This window comes from Polaromonas glacialis, from assembly GCF_000709345.1.
GTDB classification, from domain to species: domain Bacteria; phylum Pseudomonadota; class Gammaproteobacteria; order Burkholderiales; family Burkholderiaceae_C; genus Polaromonas; species Polaromonas glacialis.
This window is the reverse complement of the sequence record NZ_KL448323.1, coordinates 3,764,597-3,790,494: the sequence shown is the minus strand read 5'-3', so window position 1 is coordinate 3,790,494 and position 25,898 is coordinate 3,764,597. Positions and strand designations below refer to the sequence as shown.

21 protein-coding genes are annotated in these 25,898 nt (G+C 63.3%); 10 read left to right on the top strand and 11 right to left on the bottom strand.

Features of this window, described 5'->3' with window-relative positions; translation table 11 throughout:
- Window positions 1-177 precede the first annotated feature (177 nt).
- A complete protein-coding gene (locus EC86_RS0118550) occupies window positions 178-765 on the top strand; it encodes a chalcone isomerase family protein (RefSeq protein WP_029527354.1) in 588 nt (195 codons plus the stop codon).
- 38 nt (window positions 766-803) lie between these two features.
- Here EC86_RS0118550 and gph read toward each other — a convergent pair whose 3' ends face one another.
- Together gph and rpe are read right to left on the bottom strand one after the other, a co-directional pair.
- Window positions 804-1,520: a phosphoglycolate phosphatase gene (gph, locus tag EC86_RS0118545; RefSeq protein ID WP_029527352.1), complete on the bottom strand. Its 717-nt coding sequence runs from the start codon at window positions 1,518-1,520 to the stop codon at window positions 804-806.
- 62 nt (window positions 1,521-1,582) lie between these two features.
- Entirely contained in the window at window positions 1,583-2,275 is a 693-nt protein-coding gene (gene rpe / locus EC86_RS0118540; protein ID WP_029527351.1) for a ribulose-phosphate 3-epimerase, read from the bottom strand.
- Window positions 2,276-2,391: 116 nt separating this feature from the next.
- On the opposite strand from rpe, the gene apaG reads away from it, so the two are divergent.
- From apaG to EC86_RS27165, 8 genes are all read left to right on the top strand, one after another.
- Window positions 2,392-2,787 carry a Co2+/Mg2+ efflux protein ApaG gene (gene apaG, locus EC86_RS0118535; protein ID WP_029527350.1) on the top strand — a complete coding sequence of 132 codons (396 nt, stop codon included), beginning with the start codon at window positions 2,392-2,394 and terminating at the stop codon, window positions 2,785-2,787.
- 22 nt (window positions 2,788-2,809) lie between these two features.
- Window positions 2,810-4,774 carry a site-specific recombinase gene (locus EC86_RS0118530; protein ID WP_198026821.1) on the top strand — a complete coding sequence of 655 codons (1,965 nt, stop codon included), beginning with the start codon at window positions 2,810-2,812 and terminating at the stop codon, window positions 4,772-4,774.
- A 196-nt stretch (window positions 4,775-4,970) separates the two neighbouring features.
- Window positions 4,971-6,230 carry a cation:proton antiporter domain-containing protein gene (locus EC86_RS0118525; protein WP_029527348.1) on the top strand — a complete coding sequence of 420 codons (1,260 nt, stop codon included), beginning with the start codon at window positions 4,971-4,973 and terminating at the stop codon, window positions 6,228-6,230.
- Window positions 6,220-7,353, top strand: a complete 1,134-nt coding sequence (locus tag EC86_RS0118520; RefSeq protein WP_029527347.1) for a YbdK family carboxylate-amine ligase — start codon at window positions 6,220-6,222, stop codon at window positions 7,351-7,353. Before EC86_RS0118525 ends, EC86_RS0118520 begins: the two co-directional genes overlap by 11 nt.
- Before the next feature lie 342 nt (window positions 7,354-7,695).
- Window positions 7,696-8,289 carry a biliverdin-producing heme oxygenase gene (locus EC86_RS0118515; RefSeq protein ID WP_198026820.1) on the top strand — a complete coding sequence of 198 codons (594 nt, stop codon included), beginning with the start codon at window positions 7,696-7,698 and terminating at the stop codon, window positions 8,287-8,289.
- Window positions 8,286-10,649, top strand: a complete 2,364-nt coding sequence (locus EC86_RS0118510) for an ATP-binding protein (protein WP_051676062.1) — start codon at window positions 8,286-8,288, stop codon at window positions 10,647-10,649. The genes EC86_RS0118515 and EC86_RS0118510 overlap by 4 nt, the downstream gene beginning before the upstream one ends.
- Window positions 10,646-11,092: a response regulator gene (locus tag EC86_RS0118505; protein ID WP_029527344.1), complete on the top strand. Its 447-nt coding sequence runs from the start codon at window positions 10,646-10,648 to the stop codon at window positions 11,090-11,092. The genes EC86_RS0118510 and EC86_RS0118505 overlap by 4 nt, the downstream gene beginning before the upstream one ends.
- Window positions 11,089-13,065, top strand: coding sequence for a response regulator (locus EC86_RS27165; RefSeq protein ID WP_051676061.1), 1,977 nt, complete (start codon window positions 11,089-11,091; stop codon window positions 13,063-13,065). The genes EC86_RS0118505 and EC86_RS27165 overlap by 4 nt, the downstream gene beginning before the upstream one ends.
- Window positions 13,066-13,450: 385 nt before the next feature.
- Here EC86_RS27165 and EC86_RS0118495 read toward each other — a convergent pair whose 3' ends face one another.
- Both EC86_RS0118495 and EC86_RS0118490 read right to left on the bottom strand, forming a co-directional pair.
- Window positions 13,451-13,987 carry a BLUF domain-containing protein gene (locus EC86_RS0118495; RefSeq protein ID WP_051676060.1) on the bottom strand — a complete coding sequence of 179 codons (537 nt, stop codon included), beginning with the start codon at window positions 13,985-13,987 and terminating at the stop codon, window positions 13,451-13,453.
- Between the two features lie 64 nt (window positions 13,988-14,051).
- On the bottom strand, window positions 14,052-14,666 hold the full coding sequence (locus EC86_RS0118490; RefSeq protein ID WP_156955359.1) for a hypothetical protein: 615 nt from the start codon (window positions 14,664-14,666) through the stop codon (window positions 14,052-14,054).
- A gap of 306 nt (window positions 14,667-14,972) precedes the next feature.
- Between EC86_RS0118490 and thiL the strand changes: the two genes are divergently transcribed.
- Complete coding sequence (gene thiL, locus EC86_RS0118485; RefSeq protein WP_029527340.1) at window positions 14,973-15,959, top strand: thiamine-phosphate kinase; 987 nt, start codon at window positions 14,973-14,975, stop codon at window positions 15,957-15,959.
- Between the two features lie 14 nt (window positions 15,960-15,973).
- On the opposite strand, the gene EC86_RS0118480 is transcribed toward thiL, so the two are convergent.
- The 7 genes from EC86_RS0118480 to EC86_RS0118450 all read right to left on the bottom strand — a co-directional run bounded on the left by EC86_RS0118480 (window position 15,974) and on the right by EC86_RS0118450 (window position 25,842).
- Entirely contained in the window at window positions 15,974-16,489 is a 516-nt protein-coding gene (locus EC86_RS0118480) for a hypothetical protein (RefSeq protein ID WP_029527339.1), read from the bottom strand.
- Window positions 16,490-16,550: 61 nt separating this feature from the next.
- The gene (locus EC86_RS0118475) at window positions 16,551-17,456 is read right to left on the bottom strand and encodes a hypothetical protein (RefSeq protein ID WP_029527338.1); all 906 of its coding nucleotides are present in this window, start codon (window positions 17,454-17,456) and stop codon (window positions 16,551-16,553) included.
- Between the two features lie 287 nt (window positions 17,457-17,743).
- Window positions 17,744-19,879 (bottom strand): cytochrome-c peroxidase, encoded by a 2,136-nt coding sequence (locus EC86_RS0118470; protein WP_084181438.1) that lies wholly within the window; start codon window positions 19,877-19,879, stop codon window positions 17,744-17,746.
- A gap of 38 nt (window positions 19,880-19,917) precedes the next feature.
- Window positions 19,918-21,771, bottom strand: coding sequence for a hypothetical protein (locus tag EC86_RS0118465; protein ID WP_029527336.1), 1,854 nt, complete (start codon window positions 21,769-21,771; stop codon window positions 19,918-19,920).
- Window positions 21,772-22,028: 257 nt separating this feature from the next.
- The gene (locus EC86_RS0118460) at window positions 22,029-23,024 is read right to left on the bottom strand and encodes an SCO family protein (RefSeq protein ID WP_051676058.1); all 996 of its coding nucleotides are present in this window, start codon (window positions 23,022-23,024) and stop codon (window positions 22,029-22,031) included.
- A 78-nt stretch (window positions 23,025-23,102) separates the two neighbouring features.
- A complete protein-coding gene (locus EC86_RS0118455) occupies window positions 23,103-23,585 on the bottom strand; it encodes a hypothetical protein (RefSeq protein WP_156955358.1) in 483 nt (160 codons plus the stop codon).
- A 58-nt stretch (window positions 23,586-23,643) separates the two neighbouring features.
- Window positions 23,644-25,842 carry a multicopper oxidase family protein gene (locus EC86_RS0118450; RefSeq protein ID WP_051676057.1) on the bottom strand — a complete coding sequence of 733 codons (2,199 nt, stop codon included), beginning with the start codon at window positions 25,840-25,842 and terminating at the stop codon, window positions 23,644-23,646.
- Window positions 25,843-25,898 lie beyond the last annotated feature (56 nt).

The following is a 25,898-nucleotide window of genomic DNA, read 5'->3' as shown; positions in this document are numbered from 1 at the left end:
AGCAAAGCGGTATGGGCCAGCCATGCCCATACCGGCCATTCATGAAAAAAGTCACGCTTCAACGCTGCCGCGCCGGCGAAAGCTAGCGAAAACCCTCCTTGCGCAGGCTTGGCCGCACGCTCAACAATAGGCATATAAAAGCACGACTGTCCTTTTTTTAACTATCGGGGGTTACCAATGTATTTTGCAAAACAATGCCTAGTGGGTCTGACAGGTCTGCTGCTGTCGGCCGGGGTGCTAGCGGCTACTGTGGATGTGGCAGGTGTCAAGCTTCAAGATACCGTTGACGTTGCAGGAGCAAAGCTGCAGCTCAATGGCGCGGGCGTGCGCTACAAAGCGGTTTTCAAGGTATATGTGGCCGCGCTTTACGTAGGCCAGAAGGTCGCCACGCCAGAGGAGTTTTTTGCGGCGACAGGCCCCAAAAGGATGAGCCTGACCATGCTGCGCGAGGTCGATTCCAACGAACTCGGCAAGGCATTCACCAAAGGATTCCAAGAGAACGCACCGAAGACGGAAATGTCCAAGCTGGTGCCCGGCCTGATCCGCATGGGCCAGGTGTTTTCCGACCAGAAAAAGCTGGCGCCCGGCGACATCATCACCAACGACTGGATTCCAGGCTCTGGCACCGTTGTCACGGTCAAGGGCAAGGTCCAGGGAGAGCCGTTCAAGGAAATTGAATTTTTCAATGCCCTGATGCGCATCTGGCTGGGTCCCAATCCGGCCGACTGGAAACTCAAGGACGAGTTGCTGGGCAAAGCCGGCTGACACAGCGCGCGCTTAGCCGAGCGCGAACCCAGGCGCGGTCAGTGCTGCGCCAGTTCCGCCAGCGAATCGACAAACCCGTCGGCATCCACCAGCCGCACCGGCTCGCCATGGTTGTAGCCGTAGGTCACCAGCAGCACCGGGCAACCCGCCGCCCGCGCCGCCCGGGCGTCGTTGCTGGAGTCGCCAATCATCAAGGTGCGCGCCGGCAAGGTTCCCAGGAACTCGCAGGCCTTGCGCAGCGGCAGCGGGTCGGGCTTCTTGCGCTCGAATGAATCGCCGCCAAAGACTTCGCAAAAAAATCCGTCCAGCTTTTTGAGACTGAGCAGGGAACGGGCAAAGGCCAGCGGCTTGTTGGTCAGGCAGACGAGTGGCAGACCGCTGTTGCGCAGGTGGTCCAGTCCTTCGAGCACCCCCGGATAAAGCGTTGAATGCTGGCCGTTGATGGCCGCGTAATGGCGCTGGTAGCTGGCCTGGGCGCGGTCATAAGCCGCTACTGAATCAATAGCTGCATCTGCCCGTCCTGATTGCGCAAACACATGATTCAGCACTGATTTGACGAGATGCTCGGAGCCCTGGCCGACCATGCGGCCCACGGCGGCGGCATCGAGCGTTTCGCCGGCCGGCTCCTGCGGCAGCACGTCGGCCAGCATCAAGCGAAGCGCCACCACGAAGTCGCCCAGGGTGTCGACCAGCGTGCCGTCCAGATCGACAATGGCCGCATCAATGTGGCCGGAATGCAGTTCGACAGGATTCATCATGAAAAATTGGGTTCTGAAATGAGAGCCGCATTTTGCCCGGAGGCTGAACGAAAAATGATTCAGTCCTTGAGCGCCGCCCGCATCGCGTCCATCACCGCCCGGTAGTCCGGCTTGCCGAAGATGGCGCTGCCGGCCACGAAGGTGTCGGCGCCGGCATCGGCCACGCGGCGGATGTTGTCGATCTTGATGCCGCCATCGACTTCCAGCCGGATGTCGCGGCCCGACGCCTCGATGCGCTTGCGCGCCTGCTCGACCTTGCGCAGCGCCGAGTCGATGAAGCTCTGCCCGCCAAAGCCGGGGTTCACGCTCATGATCAAAATCAGGTCGATGTCGTCGATGGTCCAGTCAAGCACGTCCAGCGGCGTGGCCGGGTTGAACACCAGGCCGGCCTTGCAGCCCTTGGCCTTGATCGCCTGCACGCTGCGATGCACATGGCCGGACGCTTCGGGGTGAAAGCTGATCAGGTCCGCGCCGGCATCGGCAAACGCGGCGGCCAGGGCGTCCACCGGCTGCACCATCAGGTGTACATCAATCGGCACGGCCGAGCCATCGGCGCGCACGCAATGGGGCTTGAGCGCCTGGCAGACCATCGGCCCGAAGGTCAGGTTGGGCACGTAATGGTTGTCCATCACGTCGAAGTGAATCCAGTCGGCGCCGCCGGCGATGACGGCTTTGAGCTCGTCGCCCAGGCGGGCAAAGTCGGCGGACAACAGGGACGGGGCGATGCGGTAAGTGGGCGTGGTGTTGGGCATGCGCAGGATTGTCGCAGCAAGCAGGCGCGGCACCCCGGGGGCAAGGCCGGCGGCCTGACAGCTTCAGCCCGGGGCGGTTAACATCACGGCCAACCGATTTTCCTGCCGCCCCTGCCATGCCCAAATACCAATTTTCCTGCGAAGTCTCCCCCCGCTACCTGCCTGAACAGTCAGCACCGGAACAGGGAATTTATGGCTTTTCCTACACCGTGACCGTGACCAATACCGGCGAGGTGGCGGCCCAGCTGATCTCGCGGCACTGGATCATCAGCGATGCCAAGGGCCATACCGAAGAGGTCAAGGGCCTGGGCGTGGTCGGCCAGCAGCCGCTGCTCAAGCCCGGCGAATCCTTCCAGTACACCAGCGGCTCGCGCCTGCGCACCGCCAGCGGCACCATGCACGGCAGCTATTTCTGCGTGGCCGATGACGGCGAGCGCTTCGAAGCGGCGGTTTCCCTGTTTGTGCTGGAAGCCACCGACGGCGACGGCCCTGCCGGGCGCGTCCTGCATTGACCGGATGGCAGCAGGGACTGCAATGAAGGACCTGGCCCGGCTGCTGGGGACGCTGGACCCGGGCGCCGGACTGGCGGACCGGCACGTCTGGCTGATCCGGCTGTTCGAATGGATTCGCGGCGACCGGACCTCGGTCCAGGCCGCCGTGGCGCGGGTGCAGGCCTTCATCGACGCGGTGCAGCGCCAGCCGGAACTGCGCGCCCGCCTGCAGGCCTGGTGGGCCACCCTGACCCGCACGGTGGACATCACGCCACTGCTGGCCGATTTCGGTTTTGCGCCGCGCACCGCCTTTGTCAGCGAACTCGCCGAGCGCCTGCGCCGCAAGCTGCTGCCCGGCACCCCGGAAACCCTTGATGCCTCCGAGCTCTTTCCCCTGGTGGCGACCGCGCGCTTCGACGTGCAGTGGATGAGCGCCCTCGAAGAGTCGCAGGTCGACCAGCTCACCGCGCTGCTGTCGGCCGACCCGGCGCGCGACACGCAGGACTGGCACTACAGCCTGATGGACGCCCTGACCTACTGCACGGCGCAAATCCGCGCCACCGGTTTTGCGCCGGAGTTGCGGCTGCGCATGAACCGGGCCAGCCCGCATGCGCGCGCCTTTCACGCCCTGCCGGCCGACGTCCAGGAGCTGCGAACCGCGTTTTTCCAGCCCGTGCCCGACGAGGCGGCGCTGCAGCACGCCGTCAGGCAGTACCGTGGGCGGCTGGACGCCTGCCGGCAGGCTGTCAACAGCATCTATGCGCATCTGGAAGAAAACGGCATTTCCCTGGGCATGGTGTTCCGCCTGCGCCAGCTGCGCGCCCGCATGCTGCGCCAGCGCGAACTGCTCGAAGCCCTGCTGTCGCCCAAACCGGCGATGGCCGCGCTCAAGCTGCTGGCGCGCCGCGTCACCATCGCGCAGGAAAGCAAGAGCATCGGCGCCTTGATCAGCGCCAATTCGACCCTGCTGTCGGCCAAGATGGCCGAGCGCAGCGCCGAGACCGGCGAGCACTACATCACCCGCAACCGCGCCGACTACAAGGAAATGCTCGGCAAGGCGATGGGCGGCGGCGCCATCACCGCGCTGACGACGCTGCTGAAATTCATGGTCGTGGGCATCGGCCTGTCGGCGTTCTGGAGCGGCTTCTGGTCGGGCGTGGCCTATGCGGGCTCGTTCATCCTGATCCAGTTGCTGCATTTCACACTGGCCACCAAGCAGCCGGCCATGACCGCACCGGCCATGGCCGCCAAGCTCAAGAACATCGATTCGGACGAATCGACCGCGACACTGGAAGACTTCGTCGACGAGGTCACGCACCTGGTGCGCTCGCAGGTGGCGGCCGTGTTTGGCAACGTCTTCATGGTGGTGCCGGCGGTGCTGCTGGTCAATGCGGCCATTGAACTGGCGCTGGGCCGCCCGATGATCGGCGCGGACAGCGCCCGGCATGTGCTGGAGTCGCTCACGCTGCTCGGCCCGACGCTGCTCTGGGCGGCGTTCACCGGCGTGGTGCTGTTTTCTTCGAGCATGATTGCCGGCTGGGTCGAGAACGGCTTCGTGCTGCACCACCTGGACTCGGCGATGCGGCACAACCCGCGCTTCACCGCCGTACTGGGCAGCGAGCGCGCGGCGCGCTGGTCGGTTTTCATGCGCGAGCATATCTCCGGCTTTGCCTCGAATATTTCGCTGGGCTTCATGCTTGGCCTGATTCCGGCCTTCACCGGTTTCTTTGGCCTCGAACTCGAATTGCGCCATGTCACGCTCTCGACCGGGCAACTGGCCGCCGCCGGTGCGTCGCTCGGGCTGGAGGCGTTGCGGCAGGCGGCGTTCTGGTGGAGCGTGGCGTCGATTCCGCTGATTGGCGCGCTCAACCTGGGCGTGAGTTTTTACTTTGCCTTCCGGCTGGCGCTGCAGGCGCACAACGTCAGCAAGCTCGACCGTTCCCGCATCCGGTCGGCCATCTGGGCGCGCTGGCGCCGCCATCCCCTGAGCTTTTTCATCCCCCGTTAACATAGGCGTTTCGCACTTGTCTTACAGGAAGACTCGGACAAGGACTGTAAATTTAAGAAACATTGTTGTTTTTCCCCCTTGGCGCACACCGGTTTTCCTGACCGGTTTGAGGCCTGTTCAAGGTCGCGCCTGCCGTCGTGGCAGCCTGCCATTCCAGGGCAGTCCAGCCCCAATCCTCGCGTGGAGACACTACCCTATGAATGAACTCATGGCCATCTGGGCCGAATGGATCAAGCCTTCAGCCGGGCTGCCCACCGTGCAATGGTCCATCCTGCTGGCGCTGGCGGCGGCCGCCGGCCACCTGGTCAACCGCTACACCGGCCTGCCCAAGGTCATCGGCTATTCGGCCGTCGGCGCCTTTGCCGGCCTGGCCGGCTTCACCGGCGCGGCCTGGCCGCTGCAGGGAACCGGCCTGTTCCTGCTTGAACTGGGTGTGGCGGTGGTGCTGTTCGAGGCCGGCGGGCGCATTTCGCTGCGCTGGTTTCGCCACAACCCGATGCTGCTGGTGCAAAGCGTGGCCGAGTCGGCACTGACCTTTTTTGGCGTGCGCTGGCTGCTCAGCCTGCTCGGCATGCCGTCCGTGGTGGCCGAGTCGCTGGCGCTGGTGGCCATGGCCGCATCGCCGGCGGTGCTGTCGCGCGTGGCCATCGACACCCGGGCCGCCGGGCCGGTCACCGAGCGGGCGCTGGCGCTGTCCACGCTGAGCAGCCTGTACGCGCTGACGCTGTGCAGCGCCAGGGCCGGTATGCTGCCGCGCGGCGAAGCCGGCCTGTCGGACACGCTGATGCCGGTGCTGGTGGTGCTGGGGCTGTCGGTGGTGGTCGGCGCGGTGCTGGCGCTGGTGCTGCGCGCGGCCTTGCGGGTGATGAGCCCGACCAGCGAAAACACCGCTATCCTGCTGCTTGCCGTGATTGCCGCCTGCGCCGCGCTGGCGGCCAACTTTGGCGGCTCGGCGCCGCTGGCGGCGCTGCTGGGCGGCATGCTGCTCAAGCAGCTCAACCCACGCCCCTGGTCCTGGCCCCGGCAGATGGGCACCGCCTCGTCGATGCTGACCATGCTGATGTTCGTGCTGGTGTCGGTGGTGGCCGCGCAGGCCGACTGGAGCCGGCCGGTCGCCGGCCTGGTGATCGGCCTGGTGGTGGTGCGCATGATCGCCAAGGTGGCCGGCGTGTCGCTCGGCAATGCCGGCAGCGGCGCCAGCTGGAAGCAAGGCCTGTGGGTCGGCTGCGCCATGTCGCCGATGTCGTCGGTCGCGCTGCTGCTGGTGTCGCAGTACGTCGCCGCGTCCGGCCCCATCGGCGGCCAGGTCGCCATGGTCGCGCTGCCGGCGATTTTGCTGATGGAAATGCTCGGCGCCGTGCTCGCCACCGTGGCGCTGTACCGCGCCGGCGAATGTTCCAAACCCTGGTCGCCGGTGGTGCGCGGCGCTTCAACCGGACCCGTCCATGAGTCTTGAACACTTTGAAAAATCGGCCGCCCTGTCGCTGGGCGTGGAGCTGGAAATGCAGCTCGTCAACACCCACGACTACGACCTGGCGCCCTACGCCGAGGACATGCTGCGGCTGATGACCAAGATCCCGCTGCCCGGCGCGGTGGTGCCCGAGATGACGTCGAGCATGATCGAGGTCTCGACCGGCGTGTGCCACACCTCGTCCGAGGTGCTGGGCGAGCTGACGCAGATCCGCGATGCGCTGGTCAAGTGCGCCGACAAGCTCAACATTGCCGTGGTCGGCGGTGGCACCCACCCGTTCCAGCAGTGGCACGAGCGTCGCATCTACGACAAGCCGCGCTTTCGCGAGCTGTCCGAGCTGTATGGCTACCTGTCCAAGCAGTTCACCATCTTCGGCCAGCATGTACACATCGGCTGCCCCGACGCCGACACCGCGCTGCTGACGCTGCACCGCATGTCGCGCTACATTCCGCACTTCATCGCGCTGTCGGCGTCCAGCCCCTATGTGCAGGGCCAGGACACGGCGTTTGACTCGGCGCGGCTGAACTCGGTGTTTGCCTTTCCGCTGTCGGGCCGCGCGCCGTTCGCGCTGACCTGGGACGAGTTCACGGTGTACTTCAACAAGATGGCGCATACCGGCGTGGTGAAAAGCATGAAGGATTTCTACTGGGACATCCGGCCCAAGCCGGAGTTCGGAACGATTGAGATCCGCGTTTTTGATACGCCGCTGACCATCGAGCGCGCCACCGCGCTGGCCGGCTACGTGCAGTCGCTGGGCAGCTGGTTCATGAACGACGAGACCTTCATGCCGGCCGAAGACGACTACCTGGTCTATACCTACAACCGCTTCCAGGCCTGCCGTTTCGGCCTCGATGCGGTGTATGTGGACCCGGCCACGGGCGGGCACATGCCGCTGCGCGAACACATCCTGATGACCATGGACCGCATCGAACACCATGCCGCCAGCGTGGGCGCCAGCGCGTCCATCGACCTGTTGCGCCGCAGCGTCGAGCGCAACGACAACGACGCCCGCTGGCTGCGTGAGCGCCAGGGCGAGGAACGCCTGCTGGCCGAAGTCATCCGCCAGGCGGCCGAGCGGTTTCGCGGCGGCGTGGGCCATGCGCAATAGCCGCCAGGCAGAAAAATGCTTCAAAACAAGCTTCTGCGCAATACTCACGGGCACTTATTGATATTTAAATAATAGCAAATTTCATCTTCAGAAACCACTCTTCCCATCGGCAACGGGCTGAACGGAAGCAGAAACAAAGGGCTTTGACAGGCGGGGTAACCCCTTTGGACAATCGCAACGAAACTGCACGCACCGCCATGGACTGGGCGGCCGGCATTGTTGCCTCCACAAAACATCTTCAGCAGACCCGGATTTCCGACAGCGTCACAGACGTTGCGAAAGGGCATGGCCAGCACTTCCGCGCCACCACACAACCCCCGGGTTCGGCCCACGAATATGATTTTGAAACACTTGAAAGAAGCCACCGGTTCGCGCCATGCAGCGCTCGAATCCCGGCTTCCCCTGCTCGACGCAGGCATGTCGCGGGCAAGCTATCTACAGTTCCTGCGGTTGTTCTGGGGCTACTACGCGCCGCTGGAAAGGCAATTGCTGGCACTTCCCTATTGGAATTCAATGGGTTTTGACTACGCCGAGCGGCACAAAACCCCGCGCCTGGTGCAAGACCTGCACGCATTGGGCGAAACGCCCGACACCATCGAGGGTCTGGCCCGCTGCCAGCGCCTGCCAACGCTGGCCAGCCCCGGGCAGCTTCTGGGCTGCCTCTATGTGATCGAAGGCGCCACGCTGGGCGGGCAGATCATCACCCGGCGCCTGCAAGCCAACCTGGGGCTGACGCCGCTGACGGGTGCCGCGTTTTTCGACGGCTATGGCGCGGATACCGGCGGCCAATGGAAGGCCTTTTGCGCCATGCTGAGGGCGAACGCGGGTGAAAGCGTGCGTCAGGACGACATTCTGGACAGTGCCAACCAGACGTTTGAAACCCTGGGCCAATGGCTGTTTCCCCCTTACCCGACGCCCAGAGGTGGCACACCATGAACGACGCTTCGCCTGATTCCGCCTCGCTGCCCTGGGCCAACGGCTTGTACAGCATCCTGCGCCACGGCACCACCCTGACTACCTGCGACAGCGAGCCCGTCCAGACGCCTGGCTGCATCCAGGCCCACGGCGTCCTGCTGGTGCTGCGCCTGGCCGACCTGACGATTTTGCAGGGCAGCGACAACACGCAGCAGTTTTTCGGGGAACCCCTCGCCGCGCTGCTCGGCCAGTGCGTCAGCCGCGTCATCGGGGCAGAGCGGCGGGCTGGTCTGCAAAACATGCTGCTGCGCGAATCGCTGGAACGCAACGTGGTTTACGCCTTCACGCTTGCGGCGCACGAAGGCCAAGCGGCGCTTGACGTTTGCGTTCACACCACGGACGGCGTGGTCGTGCTGGAATTCGAGGCCACCGGGCGACAGGCCAGCCATGCAGGCCCAGCCGAGCGCGACTATTTTTCCTTGCTCAAGTCCGCCGTTGGCCGCCTGCAGACGGCTACGGGCCTGCGCGGGTTCTGCGAACGCGTGGCCACGGAAGTGCGCGGCATGACCGGGCTGGACCGGGTCATGGTGTACCGCTTTCATGCCGACCAGCATGGCGAGATATTTGCCGAAAGCAAGCGCGACGACCTGCCGGCCTGGCTGGGCCTGCATTACCCGGCCACAGACATTCCACAACCCGCCCGTGAAATCTTCAAAAAACTCTGGGTCCGTCCGCTCCAGGACGCCGCCGGTCCGCTGGTGGAACTGGTGCCGCTGGCCAATCCCGACACCGGCCAACCGCTGGACATGACGCACTGCGCGCTGCGCGGCGCCTCGGTGATGTACACCGAATACCTGGCCAACATGGGCGTGGCCGCAACGCTGGTCATGCCGATCCTGGTCGATGGCGAACTGTGGGGCCTGATCGTCGGCCACCAGTACCAGCCGACGTGCTTTGCCTACCAGATGCGGGCGGCTTGCGAGTTGATCGCCCAGGTGGTGTCGCTGCAGCTCAAATCCACCGACGCCATCGAGCAACAGGCCTACCGGCTCAAGGTGGACGCCGTTCACCAGCGACTGATCACCAAAGCCGCGCAAGACGGCGACCTGATGGGGTTTTACAACAGCGAGCCGACCCTGCTCGATGCGATGCAGGCCGATGGCGCGGCGCTTTTCCACATGGGCCGGTGGTGGTGCGTGGGCCGCACACCAACGAACGCGCAGCTCGATGCGCTGGCCGAATGGCTGAACCAGCGCGCCGAATTTGATGTGGGCGAGCGGCCGGTCTATGCGACCGATTCGCTGTTGCGGGACTATCCGGCAGGCGCGGACATCACCGACGTGGCCAGCGGCGTGCTGGCCGTGCGGGTCTCGCGATTGCGCCAGGACCTGATCCTGTGGTTCCGGCCGGAGACGGCGCAAACCATCAACTGGGCCGGCGACCCGAACGACAAGATCGTGGCCACCGGGGTCAACGGCGCCCGCCTGACGCCACGCGGCTCATTCAAATTGTTTGTCGAGTCGGTGCAGGCGCGCGCGCTGCCCTGGAGCGTCATGGAGATCGAGTCTGCCCTGCGCTTGCGGCTGCTGGTGATGGAACTGGTGGTCGCGCGCACCGAGCGGCTGGCCGAACTCAACGTGGACCTGACCATGAGCAACGAAGAACTCGATGCCTTTGCCTATGTGGCCTCGCATGACCTGAAGGAGCCGCTGCGGGGCATCCACCGCTATGCGCACCAGATGGTCGAAAGCACCCAGGGGCTCGACCCCGAGAACCGGCAGCGGGCAGAAAGCCTGATGCGCCTGACGCTGCGCATGGACAGCCTGCTGGAATCGCTGCTGCATTTCTCGCGCATGGGCCGGACCCGGCTGGAGTTTGAAGACGTTGACCTGAACAGCGTGGTGGCCGATGCGCTGGAAATGGTCGGCGTGCGCTCCGTTGACAACCGCTGCACCATCGCGCTGGCCAGGCCGCTGCCAGTGGTGCGCTGCAACGAGGTGCGCGTTCGCGAAATCTTCAGCAACCTGATCAGCAATGCGCTGAAATACACGCGCCGGGAGCGTCCGCGCATTGACATTGGTTACCTGGCCCCTGGCGAGGCTGGGCGCCCCCTTGATGCGCCGACGGAAAGCAGCGGCCAGACCGTGTATTTTGTGCGTGACGACGGCATCGGCATCGAGACGCGGCATTTCGAACAGATCTTTCGCATGTTCAAACGTCTGCATGGCCGCAATGAATACGGCGGCGGCATGGGTGCCGGACTGAGCGTGGTCAAGAAGGTGATCAGCCGGCATGGCGGCATCATCTGGCTGGACTCGACACCCGGCATGGGCAGCACCTTCTACTTCACCCTGCCTGCCGCGAGCACGGCTGCGCGATGAGCGCGGCGCAGTCTGTCATGGTGGTCGAAGACAACGATGAAGATTTTGAAACTGTTGTCGAGGCGGCGCGGCGCACCGGAATTCCCCACCGCCTGCACCGCGCGACCAGCGGCGGCGAATGCCTGGGCATGCTGCAGGCGTCGGTGCAAAGCCACAGCCCCCTGCCAGCCCTGTTGCTGCTCGACCTGAACACGCCGGGCGACGATGGCCGCGATGCCTTGCGGCTGATCAAGACCAGCAGCCAGCTGCGCGCCATCCCGACCGTCGTGCTGAGCACCTCGGCCAACCCGCGCGATGTGGATTTTTGCTATGCGATGCATGCCAACGCCTACCATACCAAGCCGGTCAGCCACCCGGCACACCTGAAAATCATGCAGGACATCTTCAGCTACTGGCTGAACTGCGCACTCTTGCCTTCCGGCCCCCTGCGGGAAAAACCATGAGCACCACCTACCGCGTCCTGGTCATCGACGACAGCCCCGACGACCGTGCCGACCTTCGGCAAATGCTGCTCCGCGGCTCGGACGCGCGATTCGAGTTCACGGAAGCAGAACTGGGCAGCACCGGTTTGCAGGCGGTACGCGACCAGCAGGCGGCGCGGCCGGACCGCATGCCGTTTGACTGCATCCTGCTCGACTTTCACCTGCCCGACATGGACGCCGATGACGTGCTGGCGGCCCTGTGCAACGGTTCGGACCTGCCGCCCTGCCCTGTGGTCGTCGTCACCGGCTGGCATGGCGCGGACCATGACGATGGCGCCCGGCTGCTGCGCGCGGGCGCGCAGGACTACATCGGCAAGGGCTGGACCACCACCGAAAGCGTGACCCGCACGCTGCAAAATTCCGTCGAGCGTTTTGACCTGTTGACCAAGCGAAAAATTGCCGAAACCCAATTCCAGGAATCCGAAGAGCGCTACCACAATCTGTTCAGCTCGATCGACGACGGGCTTTGCGTCATCGAGAAAATCGCGGTTGCGGCGGGCCAGCCGCTGGATTTTCGCTATGTCGATGCCAACCCCGCATTCACCGCGCAATCGGGCATGAGCGGCGCGGTCGGGAAAACCATCCGCCAGATGCTGCCGGACGAGCCCGAGGAATGGTTTGCCAGTTACAACGCGGTTTGCACAATCGGCATGCCGCTCAGGTTTGAGCGCAGCAACCTGATACCGGGACATGTGCATGAACTCAATGCGTTCCGGATCGGCGGGCCGGAAAGCGTGAAGGTGGCCATCATCTTCAGCGACATCACCGAACGCAGGCTGTCCGAATTGCAGACACTGGCCCAGGCGAAGGCGCTGGCAGAGCTGGACCGCCGAAAGGACGAATTCCTGGCAATGCTCGGCCATGAACTGCGCAACCCGCTGGCGCCCATCTCCAGCGCCGTGCGCCTGCTGCGCCTGCAGAAAAACGAAACCCCGATGCAACGACAGGCCTGCGCCATCATCGAGCGCCAGGTCGGACAGCTCAATCACCTGGTCGATGACCTGCTGGAAGTCTCGCGCATCACCACCGGCCGGGTCCAGCTTCGCCGCGAGCAGGTCGCCGTGAGCGACATCGTGGAACGGGCGGTTGAAACCGCCCAGCCCCTGATCACGCAGCACAGGCACCACCTCAGCGTGCGGCTGCCGGCGCAACCGGTCTGGCTGCATGCCGATGCCGCCCGGCTTGAGCAGGTGGTGGTCAACCTTCTCACGAACGCCGCCAAGTACACCGACGAGGGCGGCTGCATCGAGCTGAGCGTCCAGCACGACGGCCCGGATGCCGTGCTGCGGGTCCGCGATACCGGCATCGGCATTGCGCCCGACCTGCTGCCGCACGTTTTCGATTTGTTCACGCAGGCCGAGCGCTCGCTGGACCGCTCGCAAGGCGGCCTGGGAATTGGCCTGTGCCTGGTGCAGCAGCTGGTGGAACTGCATGGCGGGACCGTGACGGCGCACAGCGTTCAGGGACAGGGCAGCGAGTTTGTCGTGCGTTTGCCGTCCATGCTGAGCTGGGTCCCGCCGCCGGGCCCGCTGGTGGCCGCGCCGGTGGGGCCGCTTGAAAAACACTGCCGGGTCCTGGTGGTCGATGACAACGTGGATGCGGCCCAGACGCTGGGGATGCTGCTCGAATTTTCCGGCCATGAGGTCCGCATGGTGCACGATGGCCTGAGCGCGGTGGAGGCGGCGCTGGCCTGGCGCCCCGACGCGGTGCTGCTGGACATCGGCCTACCCGGCCTGAGCGGCTACGGGGTCGCCCGGCGGATTCGCCTGGAAGCCACGCTCGAAGGAATGGTGCTGATCGCACTGACCGGCTACAGCCAGGAGACGGACCGGCAGCTTTCACGCGAAGCAGGGTTTGACCACCATCTGGCCAAGCCTGCCGACTTTGACATGCTGAAAAACATCTTGAAGTCGGTTTCCGAAAAATTGGCGTGATGCCTGGCAGGCGGGTTGAACTGGCCTGCGCCGCCTGCAGGCCTGCTCACTGGCTTGGCAAAGAAATTACTCAAAACTCTGGCAATACGCACGACATGTTTGCTGCCATGGGTAAATTTGACTTGATCGCGCGCTGCTTCACATGCCTCACACGGCGTGGGCGATGCCCGTGCGCTCGTTGAGCGCAAGACATCCCGGCGGGCGGCCGAGCGGTTTCGCGGCGGTCTGGGTCACATCCAATAAAGCGGCGCAGCGCCGAGTTTTCCCAGGATACCGCCCGCAGTCCAGACAGTAAAGTCTGCGCGGCGGCATCGTCTCTTCACTGCATCCCAAAATAAACTGGGGCGAGGTGTCTGCCCCCGCAGGCGCCAGGTCCTTGTCAGGGTCATTTCTTCAGGAAGCGGGCAAAGATGCCGGTGCTGGCAGCTGAGGACAGGGGCGGCTGAGGCGCGGGTGCCGCCAGCGGCGCACCCGCAGCGCTTCCTGATGCCTGGGACTGCGGCTGGGTCATGGCAATGGTGGTGTTAGCCAGTTCCATCAGCATTTTTTCAGCCGCATCACAGCCCATTGCGTAGGGGTTGAAGGCGCTTTTCTGCGAGTATTTCAAGAACAACGCCCGGTTGTCGGCATTCGGCGCGGCAAAACCCATCGACCAGTTGAACCAGTGGCGCTCCTGGATTTCCTTGCAGCTGAGTATGGTGACAGCACGATGCCGCGGGTCTCGCGCGATGCGGTTATAGAGGTCATTGACCTGGTCACGATCGCCTTCCAGCGCCTGCAGAAAAATCTTGCTGTTGAAGGCCAGCATGCCGGTCAGGTCGTGGCGTTCATTGTTGGCTTGCGCTTGCAACAAAATACGCTTGAACTCGTCGAGGTCCACGCCGTCCTGCGATGTACTGACATAGATAAGGCGAATCAACATTGAAATGTTCCTCTTGGGCTGTGAAATTGAAAATCAGGTCAAGGCCGCGCAGGGCAGCGCAGAGCTAAGGGGTGGCGAGCGCTATGCGCAGCTCGGCAAGATGCATGCGGGCAGGCTCGCCGACAGGTGAAATCAGTGCTTCGTAGCCCTGAAGGCTGGCGATGGCGTGTTCGATCGACTTGATATCTTCGAGCGCCAGCACAACCGCCAGGCATTGCTCTGGCAGGTGCGTCATCACAAAATCGCTCATCAGCGAAATCACTTTTCGCAGCTGGTGCTGGGCTGTCGTGGGCACGAGGCCAGCAGGGCTGAACAATGGCCGGTCGCCTGGAGCCAGGGTCTGCTGCAGACCGGCCCACCCGGACATGTCCATGTTTTCGGAGATGGGCGCTTGCGCCTTCGGGGGGCGAAAAGCATTGTTCAACCGGGCCAGGGCACCAGCAGTGGCCAGGCCATTTGATTCGTTGCGGAACGCTTCGGCGTCGCTCCCGGAAAATCTGGCGTCCGCTATGCCGGACGGCCGGTTGGACTGGTCCGCGCCGGGAGTTTGTGCAGCCGATGCAAGCTCCAGCAAGCCGGCATCCATCAACGAATGCAACAGCATCGGTACATCGCCAAAAGACGACAGGCCGCTGGCATAGGTGCTTTCGCCGGTTTGCCCATCAATGGCGATCAGCAAAGTTCGCATCTTGCGCGGCAGCGTTGACCGGGGATTGAGTGCAGCGGCAGTGCCTGCCGGTGTTCGTCTGTAAATGGTCATGTCTGGTGATGTAGCTGCAGCGGTTGTATGAATATTTGATGGATTTTGAAAATTACTTTATTTCTGAAAATTTATTCGAATGTAAGTAGTTCATAGAAATGTATCAAATGTTTCAAAAATTAGGGTTATTGACAAGAAAACCAATACAAAAAGTGCGATGAAGGGACCTTGTGTGTTGAAACGTGCCACGCCCTGCGGACAAGCTTGCCCTGTATGCTTGCCGCCATGGGTGAATTTGACTTGATTGCGCGCTACTTCACGCGCCCCACGCGCCGCGCCGCGCTGGGCGTGGGCGACGACTGCGCGCTGCTCCAGCCCGCGCCGGGAACGCAGCTGGCGATTTCCAGCGACATGCTGGTCGAGGGCCGGCATTTCTTTGCCGATGCCGACCCTTTTGCGCTCGGCCACAAGGCGCTGGCAGTCAACCTGAGCGACCTGGCCGCGTGCGGCGCCACGCCGCTGGCCTTCACGCTGGCGCTGGCGCTGCCCCGCGCCGATGACGCCTGGCTGGAAGCATTTTCACGCGGCCTGCTGGCGCTGGCCGACGCCCACGGCTGCGAACTGGTCGGCGGCGACACCACGCAAGGGCCGCTGAACATCTGCATCACCGTGTTTGGCGAAGTACCGGTGGTCCGTGGAAAAAGCCAGGCGCTGCTGCGCTCGGGCGCGCGCGCCGGCGACGACGTGTATGTCAGCGGCACGCTGGGCGATGCCCGGCTGGCGCTCGACGCGCTGCGCGGCAGCGTCAAACTGCCAGCCGACTTGCTGGCGCAAGCGCGGCAGCGGCTGGAGCAGCCGACGCCGCGCGTTGCGCTGGGCCAGGCGCTGCGCGGCGTGGCCTCGGCGGCGCTGGACCTCAGCGACGGCCTGCTCGGCGACCTGCGGCATATCCTGAAGGCGTCGGGCGTAGGCGCCACGCTGGACACCTCGATTGCTATTGATTTAATAGCTTCTTGCGCCCACCCATCTTGCGCAGATGGCCTTATTTCCTTGGAAAAACAGCTGGAATGCGTGCTCTCGGGCGGCGACGACTATGAACTCGCCTTCACCGCGCCGGTGTCAGCCCGCGAGGTGGTACAGGCTGCCGCGCTTCAGTCGGGAACGCAGGTCACCCGCATCGGCCGGATTGACAGCGAGCGCGGCCTGCGACTGGTTGACGGCCAGGGCCGGGCCGTTTCCAATCCGTACCAATCGTTCGACCACTTCGCCTGAGTCCGCAGAAGCGATCAAGGAAGAATCGCGATTGACGCATTGCCCGCCGCCGGACAGCCGCTCATGCCCGGGCCACCGACCGCGCCAGCCTCGAAAATCGTCATGCCGAACCGGTCCCCGTTGCCGTTGGTGGAAAGCCAGGCCATTGCGCGGCTTTCTCCAGCCAACGCCAGTTGCTGCTCGGTCGCGTTCAGGCCGGTGTAGACCGCCCGCCACTCATTGCTGGTGATGGCATCGCCCGTGCGAAGCAGCCTGCCGGTAGCGCCAGGGATGTTTTCCACCCGCCCGCCGGTGGTGTCTGCGCGAATGTCGCGGCGACCGATGCGGGTGTTGTTCAGGTCCGGATTGATGCTGCGCTGCTCCATCAATCCCAGGGCAAGGGGCGCGCCACTGGCGTCTACGGCGGTTCCATTGATCCGTACCTCGCCGGCGGCCGTGGCAAACGCGGTCCGGGTGATCCGGGCGTCCATCACGCGCTGTGTCTGCCCGGCGAAAAACCCCATGTCCACCACCTTGAACACATCGACCATGTCACCGGGAACAATGTTCGGCGTCTGTCCGGTCCAGCAGACACCGCCGGGGTGGTTGACTTCAAACAGGCCGCCCCTGCCGACGATGCCCCCGGGCCGTGCCGACGACCGGGGCGGCGGAATTGCCCCGGCGCACGACGACCTGCAGGTCGGTTCCTGCCGCAAAGCCTTCGATCGAGATGAAATCACGCTCCGGAAATACGGTGACAGCCTGGAGGGACGGCTGATTGGCCGGATTGGCAGCGTCCAGCAAAGACGCCGGCTGGTAGAAGACGGGCGCACTCGGAGCCCTCGGAAGCACCACGCCATTGGGCCCGGGCGGGCAACCGCCGAGGCCGGGACCTCCGGACTCGCCGACCTCGTAGATGGTCATGCCGAGCCGGTCGCCTGCCGCCGTGGTCTGCTGCCATCCCATGACGCGCGTTTGTCCTTCGACCACCAGCAGGCGTTCATCTGCATTGAGGCCGCTGAAAACGGCGGTGAACGTGGTGGCGGTGCCGTCATAGGCGAGCGTGCCGCGGGTCCCGGGGATCGGGTTGCCGTTGGTACCGTCCACGCGCCCGCCAGCGCTGTCGGCGCGAATGTCGCGCTTTCCGATGCGGCTGCCCGGCGCGCCTATGAATTCAGGATTGACGATCCTGACTTCGAGCCGGTCCAGCGCAATGCGGTTGCCATTGGCCAGCTGGGCTTTGCCCTTGATCACCACGGTGCCGTTTCCGGCATCGAAGGCTTGCGTTGCCGTGACGTTCTGCGTCGTGGCCGCCGCACCCGAACCGATGACCACCGTCGGCACATTCAAGCGGTTGTTGGCGGTATCGCGGTAGGTGACCCGCACCACGTCGGCCGGGACGATGTCGGGCGTGACGGTCCTCCAGCACACGCCGCCCGGGTGGTTCACCTCCAGAAAGCCGGTCGCATCGGTGCGTCCCACGGCATCGCTGACCACCCCGCCCCGCCGGAGCTGCACGAGCAGGTCGCGTTCGGCGCAAACCCGCTGATCGACGTGAAATCGCGCTCCGGAAAGACGGTGATGTCTTGCGGCAGGAGCGGCGGATTGTCGATGTTCTGCGCCGATGCCGCGCCCGATACGAGGACGCCATGCTGGTGGCAAGCCCTGCCAGGGCGCAAGACGCCGCCCGGCGGCTAGTGACAAGTCCTGGCCGGGCTTGAGAAATTTTCGTCAAAAAATCAATCATGGCGTTTCCTTTGCGTGTGGTCATGACAAGCCGCCGAGGTACCGGGTCTGCGAAAGTCCTAGTGAGAAAACGGTGAAAGATTCATGAACGGGCGAATGCCGGCGGTCCGGCCTTTGCGGCCCACTTCCTTGAGGCACATGGTTTCATCGGCTGCGTTGATACCGTTGGGCGAGGCCGATGCGTTCATCGAATGCCCATTGGGCAGGCAAAGCGAAGGATGGTCGAAGGGCGCTTTTTCCATTCGGACGCGCTCGTCCGTCAGGGTAAGAAGAAAGCGCACCAGGTCGATCTTCTCGTTTTCGCTCAGGCCCAGCGGCTCAATGTCGGGCGCGAGGTTTTCGCGGTTGTCTTTGCCGAAGTCTGCGCCCCGGTTGTAGAAATCCACGACCTGCATCAGCGTGGCCTTTCCGCCGTTGTGAAAGTAGGGCCCGGTCAACTCGACATTGCGCAGCCCGGGGGTCTTGAAGGCGCCATTCACATTCACATCCGCCACATTGGGTACGGAATACTTGCCGGGATTGAAGCCATTGCCGAGCAAGCTGGCCGCTTCTGCCTGGCCGGCGGGGCCTTTCATGGCGAAAAGCATGCTCTCCGACAAAGGCAGGGATGCGTCCGTCCCGTCAGTGCCGCCGATGCCGATATCGTCCAGGGTGGGCCGCACGCCAATGTTGTAGAAACCGTTGTCGTACGTCTTGGTCTTGCCGCTGGCCACGACCATGGATTCCAGTCTTTCCTTGAGGACGTTGCGAAACGATGCATTGGTCAGTTCGGCGCCGCCGTGGCAATTGATGCAGTGCCCCTTGCCCTGAAAAATGGCAAAGCCTGCGCGCTCGCTCTGGTTGAGCCTGGAGGTGTCGCCTGCGGCGTACTGGTCGAACCGGCTGTCATCGGCAACCAGCGTTGATTGATACATCTGTAAAGCCAGCGAGAAGAACAGCGAAAAATTGGCCTCCATCTGGCTGACCTTCTCGTCCAGGGGCGCAGCAGGCCGCGAGGCGCGACGCGGAACCAGGTCCATGGACTTGAATTCCTTTGCATCCGCCCGGGTGAAACGGATGATGTCGGGCGACTGCCAGTAGGGCTGCCTGAAGGCCTTTTTGACCAGATTCCGGTAATCGGGGCGGTTTTTTGAGTATTTTCCAAGCACGCTGTCGTCCCGGTCGATTTCCTGGCCGCTCAGGATGCTCTGGTCCAGCAGCTTTTGTCCCAGATGCACAAACGTCCGGTCGCCGCAGCTCATTTCGGTTCCCGACAGGGGCGGGCCGGAACCCTGGGACGCCAGCGATGACGAGGGAATCGCGACCTTGACCTTGCGAAGGATGCCTGCCTCCTTTTTCCATACCAGGGCACTCTGGTTCCTCAGTCCAAACGGGTCGCCGCCATTGAACACGTTGTTGCCGCGCCCGTCCCAGAAGTTCCGGAAATTGAAGACCGCATTGATCACGGTGGGGGTATTGCGCGGTTCGACCCGGCGGCTGTCCATCGCTCCCAGATGAAAGCCGTCCGGGTCCGCCCCATAGTTGCAGCTATCGGCGGCTGCATCCTTCTTGGTGACGTTGAGCTTGTCGAAGGTGCCATTGAAAACACCCTGCGACGAGGCCACGTCATTGATGTCGGTTCGCTCGGCCGGTTCATTGCTTGACAGCGTCGAAAATCGGGTGAAAGGGAAATCACCGCTGCTGACCGAATCGAGTTCACTCTGTGTGAACTGGTGGTTGGGGCCGCTGCCCAGTTGAAACGTCCGGTCGGGATTCATTGCCATCGAGCCTGGAAATCTTCTGAGCAGGCCCGGACTGAGCTGGTTTTTTTCACGGCTGTCGGCCCCGGCGCTGAAATGGCAGGTGGCGCAGGCGGTCTTGTTGTCGCTGCCCACCCGGGAGTCCCAGAACAGCGCCTTGCCCAGCTCGATGGCGGCAGACTTGTCCGCGATGAATTCATCCAGGATTTCCGATGACGGGCCGGGCACGGCGACCGTCTTCAGCGCCATGGCGTTCAGGGGCGTGTCGGCATGCGGCGCCCTGATGGCGAACAAAAGCATGGCCGTTGCGCCGGTCAGTAAAAACAGTGTTTTCAGCCGTGCCCTGGCGACCCGCAGACGCGACGGCGCCAATGTTTCTGTCAAGACGCCTGCACGCCGTAACGGCTGGCCTGCATGGCCAGCAGCAGAAATTACGCCTGGACGGTCGATGGTCATGTCGTCTCCCTGATGGATGAATGAAGCGGCTGCGCTTTTTACTTAATCCGAAAGGTTGTGTTCGGGGAAACGTTGCCCAGCGCCGACTCGACCCTGATTGCCGTGCAGTTGTTGTTTCGTGGATCGAAAGGGCCGACGGCATTCAGGAAATCGAATGCATAGGCATTGCCAATCGACGTGGTCGTCCCAATCACCCGGCCACTGGCATTGCACGGCACCCCGCCCACCACCCCCGACAGCTTGAGCGTGAGATTGTGCGCAGTGGCAACGCTGGTGGTACCGTCCACTTTCCAGCGGTTCTTGCTGACCACGTAATCTGCCGCCGTGACGGCGATGGTCTCGGCTGGATTGGGGACAACCGCCACCGGCAGGGGCGCTGGCGGCGGGGGCGGCGTGACAGCGGGCGGGAGCGGCAAGTTGGACACAGGCGCCTGCGTAATCAGGGGAGTGGCGGCGTTGCCGGTCGGCACGTCACTGGATTCACCCGTCCCGCCTATGGACGAAAGGACCCGGATTTTGGCCGGCGGGGCAGTCACGCCCGAAATCGTGACACTGCCAAAATTCAGGGGAGCATTGAAACCGGCCACCGTCAGTGTTGGCGGGGCCACCTGGTCGCTGGACGTCGCCCTGACGGTCAGTGTCGAGTTCATTGGATCGAACAAGGCATCGGTGACCTTGACGGTGTCATTGAGCGGAATCGGATGGTAGGCGGGCGTGGGCTGGCCGTTGGCGTTCACCCCCGAGTTGTCCTTGAGGCACACGGAATCGGGAAGCACCACACCCGAGGCGATGCGCGACTGCCCCCAGCGGGAATTCATCTGGGCCGACATGGGCGACTCGACCGCGTTCGATGCCGGCGGGGTGTAGGCGAGCAACTTGCCCGCCGCATCCAGGGTGGTGCCGCAAGGCTCGTTGAAGAATGAGGTCACGGGGGCAAAGCCGGCAGGCCGGACACTGCCGGGCAGCCTGCTTCCCGCACTGCGGTAGGCCGTCGCAAAGACGTCCACCTTCTGATCGCCCCCGCTGCGCGCATACGTGGCACGTTCTGCGACCACCAGGCTGGGTATCTGTTCCGTATAGATGCGGCCCATCAGGCTGAAGCCGGTGGTCTCGATGAAATCCACACCGATCCCGCCCAGGTTTGACCCCGCAGGCCCCTCGATGCGAAAGGTGTTGTGGTTGTGCATCTTCCCGTCACTGCCCAGGAAGTCGGGCAACGGGCTGCCAGTGACCGGGCCGATCCGTGCAGGATCGGCGATGTAGCGCTTTCCGGGAACCGGGCCGGCGACTGGCGGAATTTCCGCAGCACCGGGGGTTTGCGATGGGAGCAGGAAAGGGCCGATGCGTCCCTTCATTACGCCCGTGAAATCGCCTGGCGCGCCGATGCCCACATCGTCGGTAAAAAAGATTCGCCCGCCTGCTGTGCCAAAAGCCGTTTCTTCGCCGTAGGGGTGAATGAAGCGGTAATTTCCCGTCACCGGAACCGGAAGCAGGCGGGCCCTGATGCGAGAAAAGGCGATCTGATTTCCTGGGGCGACATCGGCTGAAAAGGCGGCTTCGAGTCCAAGCACCAACAGCGCTTTGGCGCCACTAGCGGTCGTCATTGCGGCACCGGCATGCCAAAAGAAGTGCTCATCGAAAAACTGTCCGGGGAATACCTCGGGCGTGGCTGGGGCATCGCCAGGAAGCAGCAGGCAATTCCCGCCTGCCAGTTCGGCCTGCGTCAGCGGCAGGCACAACTCAAAAGTCAAACCCGTGGTGTCCATGTACCAGCGGGGAAAACCGTTTGCCGTGTCGATCGGCCCCGTTCTTTCAAGAACGGCATGCGAGGCCTGAGCCAACAGCGCCGCAGCAATTGAAAAAGCGATTGTTCTCAGTTTGAGGATTTTCATGATGTGTATTCCCACAGTAAAAACTTAAAAGAAACCAAAAAATACTGGTGATCGGAACGGAATTGCTCGCCAGCGCGGCCCGTTCTCGTCAGGCGGTGCGGTGACTCTGGCCCAACATCAACCGATATCGGTTGATGTTGTTTTCAAAGACGTTGCGGGACGGGGTGCCGTCTGGTCCGGCCAGTTGAGGGCGGGGGATGGCATGTTTTGTCGAGACCTCCTGACGCATTCATTTGACAAAGCGAAGTACGGGCGGGCTATGGTTTTTGGGCCAACGGCTCGCTGGTTTGGGCATGCGAATGCTGCCCATGCACAGGGGTGTCCCGTGCCGTTCCAGCAGGCTTGCCCTGCTGGTCCAGGTACCTGATGAGCGCCGCCACATCCTCATCGCCGAGCCGCAGGTTCGGCATGCGGACCTGCTGGTAGCGCTTGGACAGCCCCACGGCGCTCGGGTCACCTTCGGCAAGAACTTTTTCCGGCTCCTTCAGGTAGCGCGCCACCCAGGCCGGGCTGCGGCGCACGGTCACCTGGTTCAGGTCCGGCCCGATGCGGTCCCCCTGGCCAATGGTGTGGCACGAAGCGCAGCGGCTTTCAAATGTGAACTGCGCCCTGCCGAGGTCCAGCGGCCGCGCCTGGGCATAGCTGGCCGTGGGCACCACGTCTTTCCAGCCAAAGAAGTTCGCCATGGTTGCGGCCAGGAAACGCGGGTTGTCCACGGCCGAGTTGCGCATCCACTGGCCGCCCGGATCGTTGCCCAGCATCAGGCTGCTGGCATGTCCGTCCTTGCTGAAGGCGTCGCTGCTGCGCGACAGGCCGAGCTTGCGGGTCAACACCTTGATGTCTTGCTTCTTGCCCGTCAGGAACAGCCAGCCGGGACCCACACCGAACTTGCCCGCATAGGCCTTGAGCACCTTCGGCGTGTCTTTTTCCGGATCGATGCTGATCGACAGGAAAAAGATGTCCCTGCCCATGCGCTCGCCCAGCAGGCGCTGCAGTTCTGCCATGCGCGCTGTCTCCAGGGGGCACTCGTCCCTGCAACTGGTGTAGATCACATTGACCGCGACGTTTTTCCCCTTGACCAGGTCGTCGTAAAAACGCACCTTGTCCCCGTCCTGCGTGGTCAGTACGATGTCCGGAAAATAATCCGCGCCCCACTGGGTGCCCGCGATGGCGCCCTGCCACGGAAGGGCCATTGCCATGGCCATCAGCATCGCTTTCAGCGCGGCTTTCCAGCAGGGTAAGTGCATGTCCATGAGAGAAATTCCCTGGGTTAGGCAGGCAGCGGCTCGGCACGCGGTGCGCCTCATGCCGCTGACGCGGTGGTTGCCGGGTTAGACCAGCGGCACTTTTTTGATTTTTGACGTCAGGACGATGCCCGACTTGGCACTGAACGAGGCACTGATGACCGCCATTGCGCTGCGGGCCGCATGCACGTCGTTGCCCTGCGTGTACGGAAAAATCACCTCGACCTCATCGAAGGCCAGCAAGGGCCGGTGCACGATCACTTGGGCTTCGCTGGTGAATTTCTTGCCGCTTGCCTTGCCCTGCCCCTTGACCCGGCTGAAGTCAACAATCATTTCCAGCATCGTCGGGCCGTTGAAAACCGTGTCGTCGATGACGCGCGTGGAAATTGTCATTTCTCCGCCAAACGCGATGGTTTCGGTGTCGGAACTGACAGTCCCATCGACCAGTACCGGCACCGTGGGTCCCTGGACCACCGCAAGCACCAGGAGCGGGGCAATCACTGCGGGCAGAACTATCGCGGTGACAAGCAGGGGACGCACGACTCTTTTCCATAGCTGATCGGTACGCATGGCTGACCTCCAGGATCAAGACGGAGTAGATGGGAACGGTTTTTGGCAAAGCGGCGTATCAGCCTGCAGTGGGCAGCCTGTCGGTCGGCGGCAGGAACGTCACCCCCGTGGGCTTGGGAATGGGCGTTGGCAGCGGGTTCAGCACGGCGGCGCCATTTCGGTCAAGATCCCAGCGCAGCAGCATGGCATTGTCTTCATGCACGGTGTTGTGGCAATGCTCCATGAACATGCCGCCCCAGTCCCGGAACTGCATGGTGATCGTGATGCTGCCGCCAGGGCGCAAGCGGTACACGTCCTTGCGGCCCCGCTCCCAGGGCGGCACCTTGCTAGCGCTTCCGTCGCGGGCCAGGACCTGCCCTTCCTCGAAATGGATGTGGATCGGATGGTCCCAGCCGCCGCCGCCATTGACCAGCGTCCAGATTTCCCGGGTGCCGTTCTTGGGCGCGGCAGAGGTGCGGCCAAAGTCCGCCGCCAGCATGGCGCCGCCATCGACTTTCACGCCCCAGGGGCCGAGCGCCGATGACACCGGGTCTTTGGTGGTCTGGGAGGCGCCCCGGCCCCATTCAAAGGTGCGCTGGCGCGCGACCGGGATCTTGCTCAGGTCTGGATTGGGGATCAGGTCCATGCCCCCCGGCTTGCTGAAATCGCGGCTGTTGTCCACCGCGCGGGTCGTGCCGCGCACCCGGAATTCAAGGAATTTTCCGACGCAGGGATCATCCGATCGGCCCGACAGCGCCTCGCTGAGCGACAGGTTCTTGGCCACCCGCCGACCGTCGCTGTGCTCGGCCAGGTTCACCATGTGAATCTTGGTGCCGTCGCTGTAGTTGGAAAAATCGATGACGACGTCAAAGCGCTCGGCGATGCCCATCTCGTCGAGCTGGCTCAGCTGCACCGCACGCGGCAGGAGGTTGCCGTCGTTGCCAATCTGGATCATCGGCGCGCCATTGCTCAGGGAAAGCTTGAAAAAGCGTGCCACCGACGCATTCAGAAAGCGGAAGCGGTATTTGCGCCGCTCGACATAGAAATACGGCTTGTAGGCCAGGTTGGCCATCATGAGGTCGCCCAGGAAACCGTCAAAGTTGAAAATGTCAAACGCCAGCTGGCCGTCCTGGCCGGAAGCCTTGTCGCACAGCATGATGTTGACGTCGTACTCGAGGTTGCCCCAGTCTTTCGCCGTGCCACTGGGCAGACGCAGATTGACGCCGTCGTTGATGGCTTCGTTGCCACGGTCCAGCGAGCTGTACAGGTTAAACATCGCGGCAATGCCCTTGTAGACATTTTGCGAGGTGAAGCTGAACATGTGGTCGTGAAACCAGTGCGTGCTCATGGTCTCGCGCCAGTCCCCCGGCAGCTTGGTGATGCCGCCGTTGCCATCGGGTGCGCCGCAGCGCGGATCGGTGGCATTGGTGTTGATGGTGCGAAACCCCGCATGCACGATGGGCCAGTGGTAGTCGTAATACTGCCCCGGAAAAAAGAAGGCGCCGGTGAAGCCGTCGCTTTCGGCCCCGTGGTGGCCGTTGTGCTCATGCGTGGAAATGGTGTTGCGGCCAAATCCGGCGTTCGCGCTCACTTTGGCGGGCAGTGCGTTGTGGTGCCTGAACAAGATCGGCTCGCCATAGCGGCCCTGCAACAGCTTGGGCGGAACCGTGCCGCCAAAGGTCCACAAGGCCTGTTCGCTTTGATTGGGCATCCGGGGGTGAAAGCAGGGCTTGACCGCCACTGCCGGATCAATGTCGCAGTTGGAATAGGAATTAACGCCGGGGCGGTAGTCAAAGCAGGATTCAGCCCCTTTTTGCCATTGCTCAACCGCCACTTTGGGTGGAAAGAGGCCCCAGCCCTGGTGCGCCCAGATCGGTCCGGGGGGCCGGCCCTCCATCGGTCCGTCCACCAAGATGCCGTCCGGCCCGGCGACCTTGGTCGGGGTGGTGTTCGCCGCTTGTTGCGGCGTGGGGGTCAGGGAGCTCAGGCTCTTTCGCTCCATCAGGTCGCAGCGTGGCATGGGCATGTCAAAACTGGCCGCGCCAAACAGCGGCGAGCGGGGAACGCCCGTCGGAATTTCTCCGTAGGCATTGCCGACAAATGGGCTCAAGCCGTTCTTGAGCGCCAGGCCGCCACCCGCCGTGAACACGCCCCACCGGAGCAAATCGCGCCGCGACACTTGCCCCTGGGACAAGGCCTTGACGATGTCCTGGCGGTTGCGCCGCGCCTGCTCTGCCTGCCGCAACTGCTGCGGCGAAGCCTGGGTTGACAGATACATTTTTTACCACTCCAAAAAAAGAGGCAAACCGTTTTCAAGCCCGTCACGTCTCTTGT